Source organism: Vibrio qinghaiensis (genome assembly GCF_002257545.1).
In the GTDB taxonomy this organism is placed as follows: domain Bacteria; phylum Pseudomonadota; class Gammaproteobacteria; order Enterobacterales; family Vibrionaceae; genus Vibrio; species Vibrio ordalii.
In genome coordinates this window covers 68,328-90,616 of sequence record NZ_CP022741.1, presented here as the reverse complement: position 1 = coordinate 90,616, position 22,289 = coordinate 68,328, and the positions used below count along the sequence as shown (strand labels likewise).

The 22,289-nt window shown below is 47.0% G+C and carries 23 protein-coding genes; 8 read left to right on the top strand and 15 right to left on the bottom strand.

All coding sequences use genetic code 11. From position 1 onward, the window contains the following. Nucleotides 1-15 precede the first annotated feature (15 nt). The 4 genes from CCZ37_RS00445 to cysQ all read left to right on the top strand — a co-directional run bounded on the left by CCZ37_RS00445 (nt 16) and on the right by cysQ (nt 2,957). Nucleotides 16-717 carry a phosphoribosyltransferase family protein gene (locus CCZ37_RS00445; protein WP_094499489.1) on the top strand — a complete coding sequence of 234 codons (702 nt, stop codon included), beginning with the start codon at nt 16-18 and terminating at the stop codon, nt 715-717. Nucleotides 718-816: 99 nt separating this feature from the next. Beyond that, the gene (gene nfuA / locus CCZ37_RS00440) at nt 817-1,404 is read left to right on the top strand and encodes a Fe-S biogenesis protein NfuA (RefSeq protein WP_013855425.1); all 588 of its coding nucleotides are present in this window, start codon (nt 817-819) and stop codon (nt 1,402-1,404) included. A gap of 155 nt (nt 1,405-1,559) precedes the next feature. Beyond that, nucleotides 1,560-2,105, top strand: coding sequence for an ADP compounds hydrolase NudE (nudE, locus tag CCZ37_RS00435; RefSeq protein WP_010319312.1), 546 nt, complete (start codon nt 1,560-1,562; stop codon nt 2,103-2,105). Between the two features lie 24 nt (nt 2,106-2,129). After that, a complete protein-coding gene (gene cysQ, locus CCZ37_RS00430; RefSeq protein WP_094499488.1) occupies nt 2,130-2,957 on the top strand; it encodes a 3'(2'),5'-bisphosphate nucleotidase CysQ in 828 nt (275 codons plus the stop codon). Nucleotides 2,958-3,038: 81 nt separating this feature from the next. Here the strand turns inward: cysQ and CCZ37_RS00425 are convergent, their stop codons facing one another. Genes CCZ37_RS00425 through gspC form a run of 12 tightly spaced genes read right to left on the bottom strand, consistent with a single transcriptional unit; the run spans nt 3,039 to nt 14,277 of the window. After that, nucleotides 3,039-3,797 (bottom strand): type II secretion system protein N, encoded by a 759-nt coding sequence (locus CCZ37_RS00425; RefSeq protein WP_010319314.1) that lies wholly within the window; start codon nt 3,795-3,797, stop codon nt 3,039-3,041. Then, nucleotides 3,794-4,291 carry a type II secretion system protein M gene (locus CCZ37_RS00420; RefSeq protein ID WP_094499487.1) on the bottom strand — a complete coding sequence of 166 codons (498 nt, stop codon included), beginning with the start codon at nt 4,289-4,291 and terminating at the stop codon, nt 3,794-3,796. The genes CCZ37_RS00425 and CCZ37_RS00420 overlap by 4 nt, the downstream gene beginning before the upstream one ends. 10 nt (nt 4,292-4,301) lie before the next feature. Next, complete coding sequence (gspL, locus tag CCZ37_RS00415; protein WP_094499486.1) at nt 4,302-5,513, bottom strand: type II secretion system protein GspL; 1,212 nt, start codon at nt 5,511-5,513, stop codon at nt 4,302-4,304. Continuing rightward, nucleotides 5,482-6,501: a type II secretion system minor pseudopilin GspK gene (gene gspK, locus CCZ37_RS00410; RefSeq protein ID WP_094499485.1), complete on the bottom strand. Its 1,020-nt coding sequence runs from the start codon at nt 6,499-6,501 to the stop codon at nt 5,482-5,484. The genes gspL and gspK overlap by 32 nt, the downstream gene beginning before the upstream one ends. Then, on the bottom strand, nt 6,488-7,141 hold the full coding sequence (gene gspJ / locus CCZ37_RS00405; protein WP_010319318.1) for a type II secretion system minor pseudopilin GspJ: 654 nt from the start codon (nt 7,139-7,141) through the stop codon (nt 6,488-6,490). Before gspJ ends, gspK begins: the two co-directional genes overlap by 14 nt. Beyond that, complete coding sequence (gspI, locus tag CCZ37_RS00400; RefSeq protein WP_017045697.1) at nt 7,128-7,490, bottom strand: type II secretion system minor pseudopilin GspI; 363 nt, start codon at nt 7,488-7,490, stop codon at nt 7,128-7,130. Before gspI ends, gspJ begins: the two co-directional genes overlap by 14 nt. Next, entirely contained in the window at nt 7,474-8,052 is a 579-nt protein-coding gene (gspH, locus tag CCZ37_RS00395; protein ID WP_010319320.1) for a type II secretion system minor pseudopilin GspH, read from the bottom strand. Before gspH ends, gspI begins: the two co-directional genes overlap by 17 nt. A gap of 34 nt (nt 8,053-8,086) precedes the next feature. Further along, complete coding sequence (gene gspG, locus CCZ37_RS00390; RefSeq protein ID WP_010319321.1) at nt 8,087-8,530, bottom strand: type II secretion system major pseudopilin GspG; 444 nt, start codon at nt 8,528-8,530, stop codon at nt 8,087-8,089. 50 nt (nt 8,531-8,580) lie between these two features. Then, entirely contained in the window at nt 8,581-9,801 is a 1,221-nt protein-coding gene (gspF, locus tag CCZ37_RS00385) for a type II secretion system inner membrane protein GspF (protein ID WP_010319322.1), read from the bottom strand. Next, entirely contained in the window at nt 9,801-11,300 is a 1,500-nt protein-coding gene (gene gspE / locus CCZ37_RS00380) for a type II secretion system ATPase GspE (RefSeq protein WP_010319323.1), read from the bottom strand. Before gspE ends, gspF begins: the two co-directional genes overlap by 1 nt. Then, complete coding sequence (gene gspD / locus CCZ37_RS00375) at nt 11,297-13,327, bottom strand: type II secretion system secretin GspD (protein ID WP_094499484.1); 2,031 nt, start codon at nt 13,325-13,327, stop codon at nt 11,297-11,299. The genes gspE and gspD overlap by 4 nt, the downstream gene beginning before the upstream one ends. A 38-nt stretch (nt 13,328-13,365) precedes the next feature. Next, complete coding sequence (gene gspC / locus CCZ37_RS00370; RefSeq protein WP_422641337.1) at nt 13,366-14,277, bottom strand: type II secretion system protein GspC; 912 nt, start codon at nt 14,275-14,277, stop codon at nt 13,366-13,368. Nucleotides 14,278-14,605: 328 nt separating this feature from the next. Between gspC and hslR the strand changes: the two genes are divergently transcribed. The 4 genes from hslR to CCZ37_RS00350 all read left to right on the top strand — a co-directional run bounded on the left by hslR (nt 14,606) and on the right by CCZ37_RS00350 (nt 19,900). Further along, nucleotides 14,606-14,992 (top strand): ribosome-associated heat shock protein Hsp15, encoded by a 387-nt coding sequence (gene hslR, locus CCZ37_RS00365; RefSeq protein WP_010319750.1) that lies wholly within the window; start codon nt 14,606-14,608, stop codon nt 14,990-14,992. 31 nt (nt 14,993-15,023) lie between these two features. Further along, the gene (hslO, locus tag CCZ37_RS00360) at nt 15,024-15,899 is read left to right on the top strand and encodes an Hsp33 family molecular chaperone HslO (RefSeq protein ID WP_010319749.1); all 876 of its coding nucleotides are present in this window, start codon (nt 15,024-15,026) and stop codon (nt 15,897-15,899) included. 336 nt (nt 15,900-16,235) lie between these two features. Further along, nucleotides 16,236-17,864 carry a phosphoenolpyruvate carboxykinase (ATP) gene (pckA, locus tag CCZ37_RS00355; protein ID WP_010319748.1) on the top strand — a complete coding sequence of 543 codons (1,629 nt, stop codon included), beginning with the start codon at nt 16,236-16,238 and terminating at the stop codon, nt 17,862-17,864. Between the two features lie 107 nt (nt 17,865-17,971). Next, nucleotides 17,972-19,900, top strand: a complete 1,929-nt coding sequence (locus tag CCZ37_RS00350; protein ID WP_094499482.1) for an AsmA family protein — start codon at nt 17,972-17,974, stop codon at nt 19,898-19,900. Here the strand turns inward: CCZ37_RS00350 and CCZ37_RS00345 are convergent. From CCZ37_RS00345 to CCZ37_RS00335, 3 genes are all read right to left on the bottom strand, one after another. After that, nucleotides 19,861-20,793 carry a bifunctional GNAT family N-acetyltransferase/hotdog fold thioesterase gene (locus CCZ37_RS00345; protein ID WP_010319746.1) on the bottom strand — a complete coding sequence of 311 codons (933 nt, stop codon included), beginning with the start codon at nt 20,791-20,793 and terminating at the stop codon, nt 19,861-19,863. The two genes, CCZ37_RS00350 and CCZ37_RS00345, sit on opposite strands and share 40 nt — an antisense overlap. A gap of 70 nt (nt 20,794-20,863) precedes the next feature. Next, complete coding sequence (dtd, locus tag CCZ37_RS00340; RefSeq protein ID WP_010319745.1) at nt 20,864-21,298, bottom strand: D-aminoacyl-tRNA deacylase; 435 nt, start codon at nt 21,296-21,298, stop codon at nt 20,864-20,866. Further along, nucleotides 21,270-22,124, bottom strand: coding sequence for a virulence factor BrkB family protein (locus CCZ37_RS00335; protein WP_425275057.1), 855 nt, complete (start codon nt 22,122-22,124; stop codon nt 21,270-21,272). The genes dtd and CCZ37_RS00335 overlap by 29 nt, the downstream gene beginning before the upstream one ends. Nucleotides 22,125-22,289 lie beyond the last annotated feature (165 nt).

Genomic DNA, 22,289 nt, shown 5'->3' with positions numbered 1-22,289 from the left:
AACTTTGGTTGAGTTATGTTATCGCATTGGGTTCAAAAAACCATCACTCGCTTGGTAAGCCGTCAGTGTCTACTGTGTCGTTTACCGATTGAAACTCACCAAACTGGGTCTTGGTGCAAGACCTGCCTAACCTATTTTGCACCACAACCTCGCTGCCAACAGTGCGGCCTGCCAACGCTTATCAGCGTGCCTCAATGCGGGCAATGTTTAACGAACCCTCCGCCTTGGCAACGCTTATACTGTGTCGGTGACTATGTTTTTCCGCTCAATCACACCATTCATCAACTTAAATATGAAGGGCAATTTTGGCAATCTCGCCATTTGAGTGCCTTGCTTGTCCCAAGGGTTGATACTCCCGCCCCGCTCATCACTAGCGTTCCGCTGCACTGGCAACGGCGCTTAAAACGCGGCTTCAATCAAAGTGCACTACTTGCCTCTCAATTAAGTCAACAACTGGGGGCTAGCTGCGATAACCAGTTGCTCAAACGCAATCGCGCAACGCCCCAGCAGCAAGGGCTTTCTAAATTACAGCGCAAAAAAAATCTCAAACATGCATTCACACTACGGCACCTTCCCACGCACAAGCACATTGCACTTGTTGACGATGTAGTGACCACGGGCAGTACCGTGCAGCAAATCTGTCAATTACTGCTTGAAGTCGGTGTCGAAAGGATTGATATTTACTGCATATGCCGCACTCCTGAACCTAAAGATTAACCAACACGGTTTTATTTAGCGCGTAAAAAGGACTGGATCCGCCGTGTTTCAGGAGTAGAATGGCAAATAATAACCTATAAATTTACTCAGGTATTCGTCGTGTCAAATTCTATTATTATTACCGAAACAGCCCAAACCCATTTCGGCAAGTTGCTTGGGCAACAGCCTGATGGTACTAACATCCGAGTTTTTGTGGTCAATCCAGGCACTCAAAATGCAGAGTGTGGCGTCTCTTACTGTCCACCAGAGGCAGTGGAAGCGACTGATACTGAAATTGCCTTTGAAGGTTTTTCTGCGTATGTCGATGAACTGAGCTTGCCGTTTTTAGAAGACGCAGAGATCGATTTCGTCACTGATAAAATGGGTTCACAACTGACACTTAAAGCTCCGAATGCGAAGATGCGTAAAGTGTCTGATGACGCAAGCCTGATTGAACGTGTGGAATACGCGATTCAAACTCAAGTTAACCCGCAGTTAGCTGGCCATGGTGGTCATGTCAGCTTGGTTGAAATCACCGAAGATGGTATTGCGATTGTCGCCTTTGGTGGCGGCTGTAACGGTTGTTCAATGGTCGATGTCACCCTCAAAGAAGGCATTGAAAAAGAACTGCTTCAACAATTTGAAGGCGAATTAACCGCGGTTCGCGATGCCACTGAACACGATCGTGGTGAGCACTCTTACTACTAGTGACTCGCTAGATACGTGGATTACAGAAAAACGAAGCCGAGATGCGATTCTCGGCTTTTTTATACTTAAAATCATTTGCCGCGCTCAAGTCCTTTTCAATTAAGGTCATTTTCTCATATAGTTAGAAAAGTCATTTGCCTTACGGGAATTAGTGTATGCCAACCAAAAAACTGCCCGAAATTTTAGCTCAAAGAACGGCAGCTCAATCGACCCTCTTTACCATCGAATCATTAGATTTACGCTTTTCTAACGGCGAACAGCGTACCTATGAACGAATGAAACCGAGCGGCCGGCATGCAGTCATGATGGTGCCAGTAACGGCACAAGGAGATTTACTGCTGGTTCGAGAGTATGCCGCTGGTACTGAACGCTATGAGCTCGGATTCCCTAAAGGTTTGATTGACCAAGGAGAAAGCCCGCAACAAGCAGCAAATCGTGAACTCAAAGAAGAAATTGGTTTTGGCGCAAGCACCTTAACCCCCTTAAAAGAGGTGGTACTTGCCCCCTCTTACTTTTCGAGCAAAATGACACTCTTCTTAGCACAAGATCTATACTCAGAAGTAATGGAAGGCGATGAACCCGAACCTTTAGAGGTCATTCGCTGGCCTCTGGCCCAAGCAGAAGAGCTACTGACTCACCTCGATTTCTGTGAAGCCCGAAGCATTACCGCACTACTGCTTGCTCTGCGCAGCCTAAAATAACAAAGTAGAGCTATAGGATTGATGATGCCAACAGCCAATAATTTATCTTACTTACTGCCTGACGTAATTGAAATCGCTCGCTCTGCCGGGCAATTGATTCTCGATATTTATGAGAAGAAAAACTACGAAGCGTTCACCAAAAGTGACCACACCCCAGTCACCAGTGCTGATCTTGCTGCGCATAAACTGATCTGCGAACGACTGAGTGAACTCACGCCCAATATTCCTGTTTTGTCGGAAGAGGCGGCGGACATTAGCCTAGAAAAACGCAGCCAATGGCAGCGATACTGGTTGGTTGACCCGCTTGATGGTACGCAAGAGTTTATTGCGCGCAGTGGCGACTTTGCCACCATTATCGCACTGATCGAAGAGAACCAACCAGTGATGGGCGTCGTCTATGGGCCCGTTTCTGGCGTGACCTACTACGCCTACGCAGGCAAAGGCGCATGGAAGATCCCCGACATGTCTGAAAGCTTGCGTATTGAAACACACAAGCACGAAACCGTTGGGCAATCCATTGCGATTGCGATCAGTCGCCGCCAAGATATTAACCGTATTACAAGTTGCATGAGCAGCGCATGGAATTATGAGTTAGTGCCGCTGGGCTCGGCAGCGCTGAAAGCGTGTTTAGTCGCGGAAGGTGCTGTCGACTGCTATTTGCGTCTCGGCCCAACCGGTGAATGGGATACCGCCGCCACGCAATGCATCGTAGAAGAGGCGGGCGGACGCATCCTTAACACGCAACTGCAACCGCTGTCCTACAATGAGCGTGAAACGTTAGAAAACCCCAACTTTATTGTGTTAGGGGATGCTGATTTGCCTTGGAATACCATTTTACAAGTCAAACCATAACGGCCATTACCAATAAAAATGCTGAGCAATAGACTCAGCATTTTTATTGGGGGTATGAAATGATGACGGTTAAAAAACCAATCAAAGCTGGCCTTGATAATTAAACTGATATTTACCCTGGTTGTCTGGCGCTCCAATCCACTGTAATTGCTCCGCCATTTCGGGTGGGAATTGCGCTTCAGGTTTAAACCACGCTTTTGCACTGTAACTCATGTCTGGTTGCAACTGCAGGGCAAACTCGCTGCTCATTTGCTCACTGTTTTGCTGGCCGTTCAATGTCATCTGATTGCTTTGACATTGCAGATCTGCCACTACCGGACCAAGCGAGAGCTCTCCTAAAGGTGAGTCAACTCGGCCATGGGTCCACGCAAGTGAGCCTTCGGCAGATTCACACCACGGGCTATCATAGCGGTAATGGTTTAGCGACAATTCGACTTGCCCCTGAAAAGTCACTGGCACAGGCAGAGGAAACAGCGCCGCTAATTTATTAGCCGCGACAGAAACCACAACCTTGTCCGCGTAGGGGCCAGCAAACCCAAGGCCAAGATTGCCTTTGCCACGAACCCCCATATCACCACCACGCCCAAAGCGTACCGCCACTTCAAACTTGGCCATCAGCAGTTGCAATACTTGGATGTCCCAGTTGAGATCGCCGACATTTTGCCCTTGCCAAAACAGTTGTTGAGCACTACCAGACCACACCGTACCGTCAACACCAGTGACACGCATGACTTCGGAAGAGGAGAGTTGATTCATCACCAAGGAGGCAGGAATATGCGCGACCACACTGATGAGAAAAACCATGACAAGGAACCCGCTATAGAGCAATTTCTTTTTCACTCACCACCTCGCTTCAGTTGTAAGCGTTTTACTTCGACAACGCCACTTTGCTGAGCACGGTTGATGTCCATAAACTCGACATCGACACCTTGCTGCTCTTTTAGAAAGGCAAGCCAATCCACCAATTTAGAGAAAGGAAGTGGTTGTATCCAAACCTGCATCATTTCATCACGCGGTTGAATACGAATAAGCTCAATTTGAAAACGCTGCACACTTGATGAGATGACTTGATTGAGCGGTTGCGCCGTTGCTACCACGCCACCTTGTGCGCGCAATTGAATAATAGCATCAGCCTTATCCGTCACCCAATTAAGCAATTGTCTTTCACTGATAATCCGGGCTTGCGCAAGCTCAGCTTTCTGATTAAGTGGCGCTAAAACACCCCAATAAATGATCGCAACCACACACAGCGACACACCACCTAACAGTAATTTTTGTTCACGGGGTGAAAAGGCCACCCATCGTTGTTGAAGTGCGCTCAGGCTATTTTTCATGTCACTAACCTCACTGGCTTTTCAGTATGAAGGTACCATTGACTACAGAACCCGAGCGGTTTAACTGCCCTTGCTCAACCACAAACTGCTTTTCCAATTTAAGGCGCGCTTGTTCAAAGCTTTCAAAATCATTGCTTTGAACTTCAAGACGAATTTCACCCCGATTACCATCGTATTTAACACTTTGCAACTGCATATTCGGTACGCTGCCGACACTACTGGGTAGTTTCGACAACCACTCTAGCATCGCCCCATTAGCTCCGCCGCCAGAGAGTCGAGCGGCTTCATCGTTCATCTGTCTTTTCAGGTAACTGATGGTGGGTATTTTCTGTTTATCAGGGAAAACCGCGCGAAAAACACGTTCACTCTCCGCTCGATAAGCATCGGCTTGCGCTTCGTAGTGCCCTGCTTGCAAAAGATGGTGGCTGGTTGAAATTACAATCAACACCGCGGCCGCTAATGCGCATTTTTGCCATACTTGCCAATGCTTCAAAAACGAGGACTTGGTTTTAAAACTTCCCGTCAGTAAAGTCACCTTGCTCGCTATCGCTTGCTGAGTCAGCAGCGCCATGACTAAATGAGGCTCGGCTTGTTGCCAATGTTGTCCTTCAGCCAGTGTCAGCTCAGGGAGCGGGGTATACGCCTCTAGCGGTAAATAGTGCCCCTCTTGCTTGACCCATTCTGAAGCACTAAACAGCGTTAACCACTGCGGTTCAATGCTCACCCCTAAATACTCACCTTTACGGATTAACCATTCTTGGCCGATCTGCAGTGCCGACAACCCCTCTGATGCAGGGATAGCCAACACATCCGGTAATACCTTTTTCACGTCAAAACCCGCGGCTTTGAGCTCATCTAAGCGGGTACGCAACCAAGCACGATCCACCCCGACAACGTAAGCAGTGGAAGCGGTTTTATGCAAAATTGAAAAATGCAGCTCATCCACATCTTGTGCGATCTCATCTTCGATTAGATAAGGCAACATTGACTCTAAACGACGAGCCGCCCCTGATGGAATCGCGACCTCAGTCAGTACTAAATCACTGGCAGCAAGCAGCACAATCGTGGCGCGTTCAGCTGCATAGCTAGAGAGCTGAGATAGCTGCTCCCATCCGGATATTTCACCGCTGGCAATCACTTCTTGCTGCTGTGTTGACCACACCAGCCAAGGTATTTCAGCGTCTTGTTGACTACTCAGCCGAACGGTCAGAAACTCGCTCACTGATCCCTCCAAAGCGACGGCGTATGACCGTTGCGGTTTCTCTATTATCACTAAACAATAAACTGCGAATACGAACTCGCGAGTCATCAACCAAGATTTGAGCATCCAGTTCAAAATAAGCACTATCGACAGCTAAGTACTGTTTCGCTTCTTCTTTCACTTTGCTCTCCACAGCAGCCAATGCGGCCTCTGCGAGAAAATTGTCTACCGAAGCCCAGCCATCAAATGGTCGGCTCTCGAGTAAGTTTTTTGCATCCCCTTCACTTAAATGCGGGCTGAACATCGCCACCAATAACTTGGCATGATCGGGGGCCAAGGTATTGATATTCAAACGCCAATCATCAGTGGGGAGAGTGCAGATATAAGGTGCTATTTTATTCATTACATCCCCGCTCACCTGCTGAACCGCGCGCAGCTCACTGCTATCCGCAAGTAAACTATTCGCCGCCAGATAAGCAGGAGACATTGATTCATAATGGCTGTCTTCTACGCCATAAGAGGACTGTACGTTTGAGTCGCTATCAATATACTCCCAAGCCGAATCGGCAATCACTTCGGCTTGATAGCTTTCAACCTCAAGCTCTTCCAATAACCGTTGCAACACCTGCACCAAATAGGGTTTTTCGACACTCCCTGCCGCAGGTCTGGCTCTCGAGAGTACATTCAGGTTAAAACAAGCCTGTTTATCAAGGATGCGCCCTTTCAGAGTGCCGTAATCCAATGGATACGTTTGCTCTTTCATCGCCCAAGGTTGACTTAAGTTAATCGTTTCGCTGTCTTTGTAGCTCTGCTCAATAGCAACTTTGCCTAAAGCTTCACTGCCCACACTATACCAATAGGCTTGCTGATAACTAATTTGATTATTCGCCCTTTGAAACTGTGTGAATAAACGCTCGGACATAGTTGCGGCAATCGACACCATAATCGCCAACAACAACAAGATAACGATTAACGCCACACCACGTTGGGCTCGATTAGGGTGCGCCATTATTATCAGCCTCTTTATTAGTCAAATTGATGCCACCACCAGCAGTAAGGTAGATACGCTCAATCTCGCCATAATCTTTCAGCGCCAATTTCACGGCCACCGCCTGTGGGATTTTCAAGCCATCACTCCACTCTTCACTCCATTGAGCTTGGTTATAAAAGCGCAGCGACAGTGACTCAACATCATGTAACAATGGCGTGATAATCCCTTCTTGCCCTGCGGGAGTATCAGGATAACGCCACCATATACGCTCTAACACGCCCTCTTTAATTCGGTAGCCGACCTTAGTGACTTCCCCGCGTGGAAATTGCTGCTGTGGGTTATGCCAACCTAAGCGTGCAAACAGCACTCCTTTTTGATCAGAGTCGAGCAAGTACTCTTTCCAAATCAGCATCTGTTGACTTGGCTCTTCACCATTGGTGCGAAATTGACGCGTTGCCATCTGCCGAAAATCGCCATCCATTAACACCATGGCACGCTGCAATTCATTCAAACGTTGGCTACGTTGGGCTGAAATCTCATTACTGCGCTGGACTTGGTTCAATACTTGGTAAGCACCAACGCTCAAACTGGCGAAAATCGCAATCGCCACCAGCACTTCAATCAGGGTAAAGCCTTTGCTTTGTTTATTTGGCGACATAACTTCTCACCGTCACCAAAGGTGATCCTTCTTTTTCACTAGCCACGCTGACATCAAAAGCTTTCAATAAATTATCCGCAGTGGGTACTAAAGTGACTTTCCAATACCAGGTTCGACCCGCCAATACTTCACTGCCATTTTTCGCTTGTACGTTTTGAGGAGTAAGCATCACTTGCGCCATCTGGTTATCGACCACCATGGCGGCAAACGCTTTTTCTTCCAAATAACTCACGGTATTGATGTGTTGGCTGACCGAACGAATCACACTGATGGAAGCGGTGGCAAAAATAGCCAGCGCCACCAAGACTTCTAACAGCGTCATCGCTTTTTGTTTACCCATCGATCGCATCTCCCGGAGCGAACAGCGTGATTTCCCCGTTTTCTTTCACTACCACTCGCCAGCCTTGCTCTGCATCTTGCTGATTAAGGTGGATGCTCAGGACAAAAGGCGTCAGCTCACCACTTGATAAAATAAACACTTGTGGTGGTAATTGTTTTTTTTGCTCGCCTTCATCAGCAAACTTATCGTCATCAAACAGACTGCCCGGTTTGAAGAGTCGATCATCGTTTTTCCATGTGTTTCCTCCCAGCTCAAACTGGAGAGATAATCCCTCAGGCAGTTGGAGCTGTGAAGCCATTTTCTTGCTCTCTAGTGGCTGCCATCCCTTGTCCTCCATCGATAGGAAAACCAGATGCGATTTTTTTTCATCGACCCGCAAACCAAAATCTTTGCCACTGAGAATGGCTTCTTCATTGCTCAGTTGTAGACGCTGATAAAGGCTCATCGCGTACTGTTTCGCATCATCGTTGTTCGTGCTAGGTAGCGTCGATATAACGGCCACAGCACTGAGCGAGAGCAGCACGAGCACCAGCAGTATTTCGAGTAGGGTAAAACCGCGTTGAGATAGCATCAGATAAATGGGGCGGCTAAGGCCGCCCTCTCTCTTATTGGAAATCTTGCATGTTCCAGTTGCCTATGTCGGCACTGGCGCCTTCGCCGCCTTCTTGACCATCAGCACCCAGCGTGAAGATATCAATCGTACCGTTATCACCAGGGCTTAAGTATTGATAAGGGTTGCCCCAAGGGTCATTTGGCAAACGGCGAATATAACCGTTATCGCGGTAGTTGCGTGGCTCAGGATTCGACGGTTTGGTCACTAGCGCTTCTAAGCCTTGATCTGTCGTTGGGTACACGCTGTTGTCTAATTTATACATATCCAACGCATTTTCGAGTGCGACAATATCGGTAATCGCTTTTTGTTGGTCAGCTTTTTCTTTATTACCGAGCAAATTAGGCACCACAAAACTCGCCAAAATACCCAAAATAACTACAACCACCATCACTTCAAGCAAAGTAAAGCCCGACTGTTTATTTGTTTTTGTTCTCATTCCAATCTCCAACATAGTTTGGCCGTGATCATTGCAGAATTCAGTCATGATCAACGACTCATTAAATTATTCATTTCTAAAATCGGCATCAAGGTCGCCATCACGATAAACAGTACCAACCCAGCCATCAATGCAATCAGTGCCGGGGTAAAAATACCTAATGCGATGTTGACCGTCGATTCAAAACTCGCGTCTTGGTTATCGGCCGAGCGCGTCAGCATACTTTCGAGCTCACCACTTTGTTCACCACTGGCGATCATATGCAGCATCATCGGTGGAAATAACTTGGTTTGCTCAAGCGCTTTACGCAAGCTCGACCCTTCGCGAACATTGTCAGCCGCCAACAATACTTGTTGCTTGACGTATTTATTGGACATCACATCCACCGCCACACGCATCCCATCCAAAATAGGAATCGCACTGGAGGTACAAATCGACAAGGTTCGCGCAAAACGCGCGGTGTTGAGGCCGCGAGTGATTTTGCCAATCAACGGCATGCCGATGATTTTTTTATCCCACTTCAAGCGCAAATTCGGCTTGCTTAGCAACCATCGGACGAGATAAATCAAGATCACCAATAGCACCAGCAATTGGACACCCCAATGCTGGATAAAATCACTTGAGGAGAGTAAAAATTGAGTCGACTTCGGTAATTCTTGCCCCATTTGGACAAATTGTCCGACAATTTTAGGCACCACAGCCGCCAGCAAAAAAGCCACAATACACACCGCGAACACCACCAACACCACCGGATAAATCATCGCTTGTTGTAACTTGGAACGCATTTTTTGGCGATTTTCAGCATAGTCCGCTAAACGCTCAAGCACCGAATCCAAATGGCCTGATTTTTCGCCCGCTTCAACCATCGAACGAAACAGGTCATCAAAGATATGTGGATAATCACCCAAGCTGTCTGACAAGGTATAACCCTCGGTCACTTTGGAGCGAACAGCGGCCAGCATGTTGCGAATGCGCGGCTTTTCCGATTGTTCAGATACCGCTTTCAAACACTCCTCCAGTGGCATACCCGATTGCACTAAAGTGGATAACTGGCGAGTAATGAGCGCTAAGTCCGGTGTACTGATACCGCGCTTAAAACTGAAAGGCGATTGTTCACGCTGAGCCGCTTTCGCTTGCGTCTCAATGAGTTCAATCGGTATAAGCCCTTGCTCTTTTAAGCGCTGGCGAACCTGCCGAGCATGGTCCCCCTCAATAACACCCTTCTTTTGTTTGCCTTTGGCATCGAGCGCTTTATATTCAAATGCCGCCATTATGCTTCCTTCGTCACTCGCATCACTTCTTCAAGTGAGGTAATGCCTTTCAGCACTTTATCGAGCCCGTCATCGCGAATGCTTGGTGTTTTCGCGCGCACCGTTTTTTCAATCGCTTGCTCTCCAGCTTCGCTATGAATTAAGGCTTGTACCTCATCATCAATCAGCAACAATTCATGTATACCCGTTCGGCCTCGATACCCTTTGTGATTACATTTGTCACAACCCTTCGGACGATACAGTGTCAGCGACTCTTTTTTCTTACAATTGAACAGTTTTTTCTGCTCATTGTCGGCTTGGTAGGCCTCTTTGCAATCTGGACATAAGGTGCGCACTAAGCGTTGTGCCAATACGCCAAGCAGCGATGATGAGATCAAAAAGGGTTCAATTCCCATATCGCGCAAACGTGTTATCGCACCGATGGCGGTATTGGTGTGCAAAGTCGACATCACCAAGTGTCCGGTTAAAGACGCTTGCACTGCAATCTGCGCGGTTTCTAAATCACGAATTTCCCCAACCATGACCACATCCGGGTCTTGACGCAAAATAGCACGTAATCCTCGCGCGAAAGTCATGTCCACTTTAGGATTGACTTGAGTTTGGCCGATACCATCAATATCGAACTCAATCGGGTCTTCAACGGTTAAAATATTACGCTCGTTGCTGTTGAGTTCTTGCAGGCCAGCGTACAAGGTGGTGGATTTTCCTGAACCGGTTGGACCCGTCACCAAAATAATGCCATGCGGTCGTTTGATTAATTGACGGAAGCTTTCGTGGTTGGCGGCCGTCATTCCTAGACTGTGCAGATCTAAGCGCGTGGCGTTTTTATCTAGCAAACGCATCACCACACGCTCACCGTGAGACGAAGGCATGGTGGACACGCGAACATCGACCGCTCGACCGCCAATGCGTAATGAAATGCGTCCATCTTGTGGTACACGTTTTTCAGCGATATCAAGCTTAGCCATTACTTTGACGCGTGAAACCAGCAACGGCGCTAATTTACGACTCGGCGCTAACACTTCACGCAGTACCCCATCGACACGAAAACGAATCGACAAGATTTTCTCAAAGGTTTCAATGTGAATATCCGACGCGCCCTCTTTGATCGCTTCGCCAAGCATGGCGTTGATCAATTTGATGATGGGCGCATCGTTTTCTGACTCTAACAAATCTTCATTTTGCGGCAGCTCTTCGGCTAATGAGAAGAAATCATCACTGTCAGCACCAATATCTTCCATTAATTGTCGCGCTTCTGACGAGTCTCGTTGGTAAGCTTGGGTCAGCTTACTTTCAAATTCGGCCAGTGAAATTTCAACCAAGTTGAGCGGCTGTTTCACGACTCGTTTCACTTCGACTAATGATTCGATAGCCAGCGGTGCGACATAAAATAACGTCGGCAGCTCGTTGTCTTCTACCAGCTCTAATACCAATTTAAAACGATTGGCAAAGCTAAACGGTAAACGACGGTAGTGAGGTTGCGACAAAACTTCGGTCATTGCTGTTTTTCCATTTGTTCGATGAAGGCTTGTACTTCCGCAGAATGGGTACGGTCATCACCAAACTTGGGCAGCACAGGGATATTGTCGTTCGCCATCAGCTTCAAACCACGATCAGCGTTATAGAGCTGCTCAGCACGAATGTAGTTGTACTTACGCTGAGTGATGCCATCGGCCGTCATGCCATCACGAATGATGGTCGGCTTAATAAAGACCATCAGGTTTTTCTTCTCAACTTGGGTACTGGTCGATTTGAACAAATAGCCTAAAACCGGTATATCGCCTAATAGTGGGACTTTGGATTCACTTTCGACCGCGCGCTCATCAATCAACCCCCCCAGAACTAACATTTGCCCGTCTTGAATGATGACCGATGTGTTTAATTGACGCTTTGCAAAACGGACATCGACAGCACCATTCGCTCCTAATACGTTGGATACCTCCTGTTCAATTTTCAATTGAACTGAGTCGCCTTCGTTGATTTGTGGTACCACTTTCAGCTTGATACCGACCTCTTTGCGTTCTACGGTTTGGAAAGGATTATCGTTATTTGCGCCCGCGCTCGAACCTGTTAAAACAGGTACCTCTTCGCCCACGATGAAGGAGGCTTCTTCATTATCCATCACGGTAATACTCGGTGATGACAAGATGTTCGAGTTGGAGTCACTCGACACGGCGCTGATAAGGGCCGTCCAGTCGCCCATCACTAAGCTCATGGCTGCACCATTGACCGCGCCGAGCGCTGACGCCAAAGTAGAGTAATCCCCTTTGGTAGTGGTGTTTTCATTGCGCAAGAAATTACCATCAGAATCATAAACCGCTTTACTGGTGGTGGTATCTTTAGCTTCTTCCAAACCAATCATTACCTTACCGATTGGCGCGCCCGCATTGCCATACTGAATCACAGAGCCGTTGTCGAGTGAGCCCCATTGCACGCCTAAGTTGATGCCATCCCCTTCAGCCATTTCAACAATCAGCGCTTCAATCAATACCTGAGCGCGACGAATATCCAACTGCGCAACCACATCTTCTAGTTCTTTCATGATGTCTTGCGGGGCGGTAACAATTAACGAATTGGTCGGCGCATGTGCTGAAATCATCACTTCGGTGCGTTGTGAACTTTGCCCTGTTTTTTGCCCAGACTGTTTCTCGGCCTGCAAGTTGTCAGACACCCCTTTCAACACATCAACCAAATCTTCCGCTTTCGCATTCTTAAGGTAAATGACGCGGTTATTACCTCTGGTCGCCATTTCGACATCAAGCTGAGTGATCAATCGCTTTAGGCGCTCACGAACTTTAGGATCACCTGAGATCAAAATCGAATTGGTACGATCATCGGCCACCAGCTTAGGTTGCAAAAACTCTGGGGTATTTTTGGCATCCGTGGTTTTGTTTAATGCCTCCACAATACGCACCATTTCAGCGGCAGATGCATTACTCAGTTCCACCACTTCGATGTCTTTGTCACCGGCTTGGTCAACTCGTTTGATGATGTCGGCTAAACGGTTGACGACCGCAGCACGGCCTGTAATCAAAATGATGTTCGCCGGATCATAATGCACTACGTTGCCCGCTCCTGCGTTATCGATCAACTGGCGCAGCAAAGGTGAAAGCTCTCGTACCGAAACATTCCGCACCGCAACAACGCGCGTGATCACGCTATCACCGTTCTCTTTTCCTTCATCGCCAACCACAGGAATCGCAGACGTTTTGGCATCTTTCGACTTGATCACTTTGAGCACGCCGTTGTCCATCTCCACCACGGCAAAACCATACACTTCCAATACATTCAAAAAGAAGCTGTAGTATTGCTCTTCATTAAGCGTGTCATAGCTGCGGACATCGACCTTCCCCCGAACTGAAGGATCAACAATGATTGTTTTTTCAAGATTACGGCCCACGATATTGATGAATTCTTGAATATCGGTGCCTTTAAAGCTGGCACTAAAATCGTTTGCCATGACTAACGGCGATGACAACAAGCCACCCATCAATAACCATGTCGTTTTGTTTAACCAATGCTTCACGTCTTACTCCCTAAACTCATGCTCATGCATCAGTCTGTCTAAAATTGGATATAAATGTCATGGGATTGCCCGTCTCTTTCGACTGTTAAGTTCATTTCGGTTAACTCAGAGACTGACTGAAAAATCTTATTCATGGCGTCTGGGTCCGTTAAATCCTGACCATTTAGCGCGATTGCGACATCGCCATCTTGTAGCCCTACCGACTCAAACAGCTCAGGAGATTGCCCGGGGCTCACTCGGTATCCAAGCACTTTGTCATCACGTTTCACTTGCGACAGGCGCACATATTTAAAGATTTCTTGCGGATTGCTGGCAATAGCGGCGCGAATATCATCCAACTTCTCTTCTGCAGACGCTGGGTTATTACCACGCACATTCGATGCAACAACGCGCTCAGGCCTTGCCACACTCGGTTTATGATAGTCAATTCCATCCAACATCAAGGTTTCATCGCGCCCCGAGTTATCAATAATGACACGATCATTGAACACCGCTTTCAATTTGACACGAGTCCCTTCAATGACTTCGTTAACACCATAGGTCGCTTGACTGCCACGGTTTGCGATTACCGCTAGACTCTTACTCGGTTCATTGCTCGCCACCACCCCAACCAATAATAAGCTAAGGCTGGTTTTAGGTGCATCTTTGACCACAGGCTGTGCGGCTTCGACCTTCTGCTCGCTATAGCGACCAAATAAACTTCCTTGTTGTAAAGAAGAGAGATCAAGCGAACGCACCGCATTCGGCGTTGATGCGATTGCTCTTGGAGACCAAGGCGTTATATCAACCGCGTTTTGCTGCATCAGCCACACCATTTTTCCCAGAATCCAAGCCGATATGATCAGCAATACTAAGGCAATAAATTGGCTGATTTGTTTCTGCCATTGCGGTATTTTTTGTAGCAAACCTGCTTGCCATAAGCGAGATGAGGTCATACTGCTAAAATCGATTTGCCTCAAAAGATGTCCTCACTGATATTTGTCTTACTTCAATTATGATGTTTCACATTTACGAGCCGTTAGCCAAACGGAAAGCTGCTGATTAGCCTCAAACTATGCTTTCATTTAAAACTATGCTTCCATTTAAAACTAGGGTTCCATATGAATAGAACGAATATATAAGATGGCGCTATAAAAACACATTAATATATCATAAGAGACATTATCGTCCTTTTTACTGACATTATTTTGTCGGGTAGCTTGAAAATCTGGAACCAAAACACCATTGTAAAGGCCATAAAACGTACAAGACTAACTCCCTTTGAGGCACATTTGTAGTATGAGTTTTGCGACAGAGCAAATAAGATTAGATAAATGGCTATGGGCAGCACGATTTTATAAAACGCGCTCGATCGCCCGCAGTATGGTCGATGGTGGTAAAGTCCATTATAATGGCCAACGCACCAAGCCAAGCAAAATCGTCGAGCTTGGGGCAACGATTACCTTGCGCCAAGGCCAAGAAGAGAAAATCGTCACTGTGATCAATCTGTTAGGGCAAAGGCGCAGCGCGCCAGAAGCACAAACCCTGTATTCGGAAACCGCAGCAAGCATCGCCAAACGTGCCCATCATGCCGAGCAACGTAAGCTCAACGCACACAATCCAAGCCCCGAACGCAGACCAGACAAAAAAGAGCGTCGTGACATCATTAAATTCAAACATCAATAAAAGCTGGACCATGTTCCGAGGAAATAGCTAAATGGCAAATAACATTTTAAATCGCTACTTATTTGAAGATCTATCTGTACGTGGCGAGTTGGTACAGTTAGACGACGCGTATCAACACATCCTTTCGAGCCAGGAATATCCAGCCCCAGTACAAAAACTTTTGGGCGAACTGCTCGTCGCAACGACCTTGCTAACCGCAACGCTAAAGTTTGAAGGCTCAATTACCATGCAACTGCAAGGCAATGGCCCAGTTTCCTTAGTCGTTATCAATGGCGATAATGAACAGAAAGTGCGTGGTGTCGCACGCTGGAAAGGCGATATTGCCGATGATGCCGACCTACACACTTTGATGGGTAAAGGCCATTTAGTTATCACTATCGAGCCCAAAAAAGGCGAGCGCTACCAAGGTGTGGTCGGTTTAGAGGGTGATAACTTAGTGGAAGTGCTGGAAGGTTACTTCATCCGCTCTGAACAGTTGAAAACACGCCTTTGGATACGCATTGGTAAGCAAGATGGAAAAGCCTGTGCCGCTGGTATGTTGTTGCAAACCATTCCAGATGGAACGGGTACGCCCGATGATTTTGAGCACTTAGAGCAGTTAACTAACACCGTAAAAAATGAAGAGCTGTTCACCTTAGAAGCCACCGATCTGTTGTATCGCCTGTATAACCAAGAGAAAGTTCAGCTGTTCACCCCACAACCCGTCGAATTTCATTGTGGTTGTTCACGTGAACGCAGTGGGGCGGCCATCATCACAATAGGCAAAGAGGAAATTTACGACATTTTATCGTCTGAAGGATCCGTTTCTTTACATTGTGATTACTGTGGTACCAACTACTCATTTGAAGAAGCTGAAATCGCAACACTCTACGCACAAGCCTCCTCAGGAAGTGACACAATTCATTAATTTGCATGAATTAACAAGCACGCAAAAAACGTATCAGAGCCAGCTTTATGCTGGCTTTTTTGTGATCAAAACCTAGTAAAATCAAGCCTAAAGCAAACAGAATGTCGTACTTATTTTTTTAAAAGTATTAATCTTATTGATCTAGCGCAAAGGTTTGCGTACGCGATAAAATAGTTACGCCAATATGTGACGGGACACCTAAAACCACAGGAGTATCATGGGCGATTTTTGAGCTGCGTCCCTGTTTTATCACCCACCCGTTGCTAGCATGGTGAGCAGATAACAATTACAAAAATTATTACAAAATCCCTACAAAATCTCTTACAAGGAGCACCTATGACCGTCATGGAACATACAAAGGCTGCACAACTAGACCTGACCAAATACGGAATAACCAACGTAGCAGAAGTGGTTCGTAACCCAAGCTATGAGCTGTTATTTGCCGAAGAAACTCGCTCAGACCTTGAAGGCTACGAAAAAGGCATCGTCACTGAACTTGGCGCTGTAGCCGTGGATACTGGCATTTTTACTGGCCGCTCACCAAAAGATAAATTCATTGTCAAAGATGACACCACACGCGACACTCTGTGGTGGACATCTGAACAAGCGAAAAACGATAACAAACCGATTAACCAACAAGTGTGGAATGATCTGAAAACATTGGTTGGTCGTCAACTCTCAGGTAAGCGTCTATTCGTTCTTGACGGTTACTGTGGTGCTAACGCAGATACGCGCCTTTGCGTGCGCTTCATTACTGAAGTGGCGTGGCAAGCGCACTTTGTCAAAAACATGTTCATTCGCCCAACAGAAGAAGAGCTAGCCAACTTCGAACCTGATTTTGTGGTCATGAATGGTGCCAAATGCACCAATGACAAATGGCAAGAGCAAGGCCTGAACTCAGAAAACTTCACCGTGTTTAACTTAACGGAAAAGATGCAGTTGATCGGCGGCACTTGGTACGGCGGTGAGATGAAGAAGGGAATGTTCGCAATGATGAACTATTTCCTTCCACTGCAAGGTATTGCTTCAATGCACTGCTCAGCCAACATGGGTACAGCGGGCGATGTGGCGATTTTCTTTGGCCTGTCTGGTACAGGAAAAACCACACTCTCTACTGATCCTAAACGCGCATTAATCGGCGACGATGAGCACGGCTGGGATGATGATGGCGTGTTTAACTTTGAAGGGGGTTGCTACGCGAAAACCATCAAGCTATCCAAAGAAGCTGAGCCTGACATCTATAACGCGATCCGCCGTGATGCACTACTGGAAAACGTCACAGTGCGTCGTGATGGTTCGATTGATTTTGATGATGGCTCTAAAACCGAAAACACTCGTGTTTCTTATCCTATCTACCACATCGAGAACATCGTTAAGCCCGTATCGAAAGGTGGTCACGCCAATAAAGTGATCTTCTTATCCGCTGATGCATTTGGTGTGCTACCACCAGTCTCTAAATTGACTCCAGAACAGACCAAGTATCACTTCTTGTCTGGCTTTACGGCAAAACTAGCGGGTACTGAACGTGGCATCACCGAACCAACACCAACCTTCTCAGCCTGTTTTGGTGCAGCGTTTTTAACGCTCCACCCAACACAATATGCCGAAGTGCTAGTAAAACGTATGGAAGCTGTGGGCGCCGAAGCTTACTTAGTTAATACAGGTTGGAACGGTAGCGGTAAACGCATCTCGATCCAAGATACCCGCGCCATCATTGACGCTATCTTGGATGGCTCTATTGAGAAGGCAGCAACCAAACATATTCCAATCTTCAATCTTGAAGTACCAACCTCACTACACGATGTGAATCCTGCAATCCTCGACCCGCGCGATACTTACGTCGATCCTCTACAATGGACAAGCAAAGCCGAAGATCTCGCCTCGCGCTTTATCAATAACTTTGCCAAGTATACTGATAACGCAGAAGGTCAAGCATTAGTGGCCGCAGGTCCACAACTCGACTAAAACTGATAAGTCACTACCAAGCCCCTTTTAAAAGGGGCTTTTTTTGTTGCTGCGTGAGGCAATTTGTTTCACTCTGTCACAGATAACAATTCACGAGTAGGGACACCATGAACAAGGCTTTGGCATTGCTGATTGCGATCATTGCGCTATTTCTCACTTTCATGCTGGGTATGTTTGCGCTGCTACATACCTCTTATGCTACTCCTGTTGCTCAAACTCTCGTTGAACGGCTTTCAAAAGGAAACGTGAGGTTTCAATCTCTTCAATATCAGTATCCTTTGCATTTTCAGTTCAACCAACTAACGCTGCGGCAAAATAAGCAGTACATACCGATAGAGCAAGCCGATATTTGGCTCAGCCCACAGCTCATTCGCGACCAAAAAATCGCCGTTGATAGTATCCTTCTCCGTGGTATCAACCTACAAAATGGCCTTCCTACCGATTTGCGATCATGGCCCATTTCGGTTAGCCAAATCGCGCTCAATCACGCCGACATCGCTCAACAAGGCTGGGTCGCGCGTGGCGTTAACCTGCAGATTAAAAATCCATATTGGTTGGATGACTCAACGGGCCTACCTTTCGGCGAGATACAACTCTCTGTCGAACAATGGTATTGGCAAGGAGAGGCGCTAAATAATCTACTGCTCGATATGGATTACAAACCTGAAAACAGCACCGTCTATGGGCTCTCGTTATCATGGCGCGGAGCGGCCATTTCGGGTCAAGCCGAGCAGTATCCTCAAGGTTGGTCGCTGATCAATGTGACACTGGAAAAACTCAATCTTAGCCGAGAGATGAGGCACTCCTTACGCCAATCGGGTTGGTTTCAGATCTTTGACAAAATAAACCATATCAATAGCTTAGATGTTTTGAACAGTCAGATCGAGCTTGCGGACATCAGCTTGCGTAACGTCGACATTTCGCTGGAGAACATTTATCCACACGCCAATATTTGGCAGCAGCAACAAGGCAAACTCTCGCTACGAGCCGACGATGCAACTTGGCTAGGTCAACAATGGATTGAGCCTATTTTTAGTCTGCGTGCCGAGCCGGAAGTACTCATTGTTGAGGATTTCAGTAGTGAATTTAAACAAGGTGATATTCAATGGTCAGGAGCTATTACCCCGACCTCAGCATCACTGCAACAGCTCACTATTCGTGGCGTAAAATGGGTAAGCGAGAATAAGGATGATTTTACTTCGCTGAGCCAGCATTGGCCGTGGGTTGATAACCTCATCATAGAGCAACTCACCATCGCTAATAGCCAACTCATTCAATTAGTTGTGCCACCTTATTGGCAATTATCTGGTGTCTACGCCAAAGGCCAACATCTGACTCTTGTGAAAGAGGGACATTTAGGACTGTGGCGAGGTGCGCTGAACATCAGTGCAAACAGTGCCAGCTATGATTCACTGTTGAGCACACAAAGTGTGGTTGAGATGCGTAGCGAGCAAGGCCAATGGTACCTAGATCGTTTATTCATGCCTTTAGAAAGCGGCTATATCGATGCCACTGCGCGTTGGAATTTCCAAACGTTAAGTCAGCCTTGGCAGGCCAACATTCATGCCGATGGGCTACCATTAACAGTGCTCAATAAAGTCACTCAGCTTCCCTTTAGCATAGAGGGGATCAGTGAATTAGAAGCGCAGTTCAACGGTCTCGCCGGAGACTACGCCACCTTCGCCCACTCCCTCGCTGGCGAAGCAACGCTTAATATTCGACAAGGCGTATTGACGCTAAGCGATCCTGAGCAGAACCTCAGCCATGAGCCGTTTACGCTCGAAGGTTTAGCTATTCGCTCAGACAGAGGTCGGATTGTAATAAATACGACGCCGCTGGTTGGAAAGACGCTCAAGGCAAACCTTGATGGTCACGTGGATTTAGTCGAATTGGGTCAAGGGGAAATTAACCTCAACCTTCAACAAAAGTGTCGTAAAATGCACTTTGAGCTGCTTCATGATACGCAGCGCACAGCCTATTCATGCGATGCCGACACTTACTCAGACCATGATGCGGCGGCTAATAATGCCTTGTAATTGGGGATCAACATATAGGTGCCCGTAAATTCGACCGCAGGTTGGCCACCACTAGTGATAGTAACATTAACGACGATGCGCGCTTTGCGTCCACTGGCTAAGCGATCTAAATCTCCACTGATGCCATCCAATGAAGTGAAGGCTAAAGGGTTATGTATCACAGGTTGACGATAACGGATACGGCTATCAACCAAAACAATATCGCCATTCAGGCTTCGCTCACGCATCAATAGCCACGCCATTCCCCATCCGGTTAAGGTAGCGAGGGTAAATGCCGAGCCTGCAAATAAGGTGTTGTGTGGGTTCAAATTAGGGTTAAGCTGAGCGCTGCACTCAAATTGGTAGCCCGTATATTGAGTCACCTTAATGCCCATTTTTTCGCTGATAGGAATGTGAGTTGCCCAGCGTTCTTGCAGTTCAGTACACCATTCAGGTTTGCGAATCACATTGGCCATGGGATCAAGCGGCTTGACCATTTGTTGATGTCGAACCGGACCACGTTCATCATTGAGCGAGCCCCGGCGTTCAAAGCCGTTCTTTTCATAAAATGCAATCGCATCTTCACGGGCGCTACACACTAGGCGCTTTGCCCCTTCTTGACGAGCTAGCGACTCTAGCGCCACCAGCACCAAAGAGCCCATACCCTTATTACGACGGCTACTTTTGACCGCCATATAGCGAATTTGTCCTTCGCAATCTGGCGTAATGTACAAACGACCAATGGCAATCGGTCGGTTACGACCATCGACAATCATCCTGTGATGGCTCATGCCATCGTACTCATCGCGCTCCGAGCCGATCGGTAGATGCCATGGCTCACGCAGCATTTGCCAGCGAAAATGGTAGTATTTATTCAATTGGTTGTCGGTACTTGGCGTAATCAGTTTAAACATTTGGTTATCCCTAAATCACAGCCTCATACTCCGCGAGATCCCAACGAAGGAGGCTCTATCCATTTCTTTATTAAACCTGAAGCCAGAATGTCACTGGGCCGTCATTAATCAGCGAGACTTTCATATCTTGTGCAAAACGGCCACGCTGAGTTGGCAAAAGGTGCTCACACAAATCCGAAAAGTAATCATACAGACGCTCAGCATCAGCAGGGTGTGCACCTTTTGAAAATCCGGCACGCGTCCCCTTTTTGGTATCGGCTGGCAATGTAAATTGAGACACCACTAAAACCTGACCGTTCACTTGTTGCACGTTCAAGTTCATTTTTCCCTCTTCATCTTCAAACACGCGGTACTGAGTCACACGTTCGACTAGACGTTTGGCCTTTGCCTCATCGTCATCTCTTTCGACCCCAAGTAGCACCAGTAAGCCTTGATTGATTTCGCCAACCACTTCTCCATCAACACGTACCGCCGCTTCACTCACTCTCTGGATCAACGCTATCACTCTGATTTCCCTTTATCATTTGCTCGGAGATAGGCAATGAGTTTAGCATTTCTTGCTCATTGCTCCAGTGCTCTTTTTCACCCAAAGTCGCCGTCACCTCCGCCCCAACGAGCACAATCATCCAGCATAAGTAGACCCACACAAACAGGATAGGGATCGCCGCCAGTGCGCCGTAAATCAGTTGATAGGAGGGAAACTGAGTAATATAAGCAGCAAACCCTTTTTTACTGAACTCAAATAAAATAGCCGCCACCATTGCCCCGACCAAGGCGTGTGAAAGATGCACTTTTTTATTCGGCACCAGCAGGTACAAACCGACAAAAGCAGAGAATGACAAAATAAAAGGTAGCCAGCGCAGCAACAAATTATAAGCACCGGAGAGTGCTTCGCTGTCAATAACCTTGAGTGAGGTAATATACGAGGTTGCCGCAATACTCGCGCCGACTAAAATTGGCCCGAGCGTAAGAACCATCCAATACATTGAAAAAGAGAGCACCATGCGCCGTTTATTTTTAACCCGCCAAATGTAGTTCAAATTCTTGTCAATATTGGAAATCAGCATTAAAGCTGCAACGAATAAAAAGGCGCCGCCTACAGCCGTCATCTTACCTGTATTCGCGATAAATTCGAGCAACGCCTCTCGCACTACATCGCCTGCGGCAGGCACAAAATGGGTGATCACAAAATCTTGAATAACCATACCGACATTGGCAAAAATAGAAAATGAGGAGAGAATTGATAACAGCACGGTAAGCATAGGTACGATCGACAGCAACGTGATATAAGCCAAATAGCCCGCATTAACATTGACGCGGTCATGATCCATCCGGCTGAGTAAATAACGCGTAAACAGTAAACATTGTTTGCCAAGCTTTTTGATTTTCAAATGCCTTCTCCCTGCTTATTTTTATCATCAATCACCATTCTATACCTAAAACTGGCTATGTTGCAGATAAGCAAAAGGCGAGAAGTACACTCCTCGCCCTTAGAT

What these genes read in the sequence shown, in the direction of transcription:
- gspE (WP_010319323.1), bottom strand. Translation starts at nt 11,300, where the DNA reads ATGACCGAAGTTTTGTCGCAACCTCACTACCGTCGTTTACCGTTTAGC.
- cysQ (WP_094499488.1), top strand. Translation starts at nt 2,130, where the DNA reads ATGCCAACAGCCAATAATTTATCTTACTTACTGCCTGACGTAATTGAA.
- gspH (WP_010319320.1), bottom strand. Translation starts at nt 8,052, where the DNA reads ATGCTATCTCAACGCGGTTTTACCCTACTCGAAATACTGCTGGTGCTC.
- CCZ37_RS00350 (WP_094499482.1), top strand. Translation starts at nt 17,972, where the DNA reads ATGAACAAGGCTTTGGCATTGCTGATTGCGATCATTGCGCTATTTCTC.
- gspI (WP_017045697.1), bottom strand. Translation starts at nt 7,490, where the DNA reads ATGCGATCGATGGGTAAACAAAAAGCGATGACGCTGTTAGAAGTCTTG.
- gspG (WP_010319321.1), bottom strand. Translation starts at nt 8,530, where the DNA reads ATGAGAACAAAAACAAATAAACAGTCGGGCTTTACTTTGCTTGAAGTG.
- CCZ37_RS00345 (WP_010319746.1), bottom strand. Translation starts at nt 20,793, where the DNA reads ATGTTTAAACTGATTACGCCAAGTACCGACAACCAATTGAATAAATAC.
- CCZ37_RS00445 (WP_094499489.1), top strand. Translation starts at nt 16, where the DNA reads ATGTTATCGCATTGGGTTCAAAAAACCATCACTCGCTTGGTAAGCCGT.
- hslO (WP_010319749.1), top strand. Translation starts at nt 15,024, where the DNA reads ATGGCAAATAACATTTTAAATCGCTACTTATTTGAAGATCTATCTGTA.
- nudE (WP_010319312.1), top strand. Translation starts at nt 1,560, where the DNA reads ATGCCAACCAAAAAACTGCCCGAAATTTTAGCTCAAAGAACGGCAGCT.
- CCZ37_RS00335 (WP_425275057.1), bottom strand. Translation starts at nt 22,124, where the DNA reads ATGGATCATGACCGCGTCAATGTTAATGCGGGCTATTTGGCTTATATC.
- gspF (WP_010319322.1), bottom strand. Translation starts at nt 9,801, where the DNA reads ATGGCGGCATTTGAATATAAAGCGCTCGATGCCAAAGGCAAACAAAAG.
- gspK (WP_094499485.1), bottom strand. Translation starts at nt 6,501, where the DNA reads ATGGCGCACCCTAATCGAGCCCAACGTGGTGTGGCGTTAATCGTTATC.
- CCZ37_RS00420 (WP_094499487.1), bottom strand. Translation starts at nt 4,291, where the DNA reads ATGAAAAATAGCCTGAGCGCACTTCAACAACGATGGGTGGCCTTTTCA.
- hslR (WP_010319750.1), top strand. Translation starts at nt 14,606, where the DNA reads ATGAGTTTTGCGACAGAGCAAATAAGATTAGATAAATGGCTATGGGCA.
- pckA (WP_010319748.1), top strand. Translation starts at nt 16,236, where the DNA reads ATGACCGTCATGGAACATACAAAGGCTGCACAACTAGACCTGACCAAA.
- gspJ (WP_010319318.1), bottom strand. Translation starts at nt 7,141, where the DNA reads ATGTCGCCAAATAAACAAAGCAAAGGCTTTACCCTGATTGAAGTGCTG.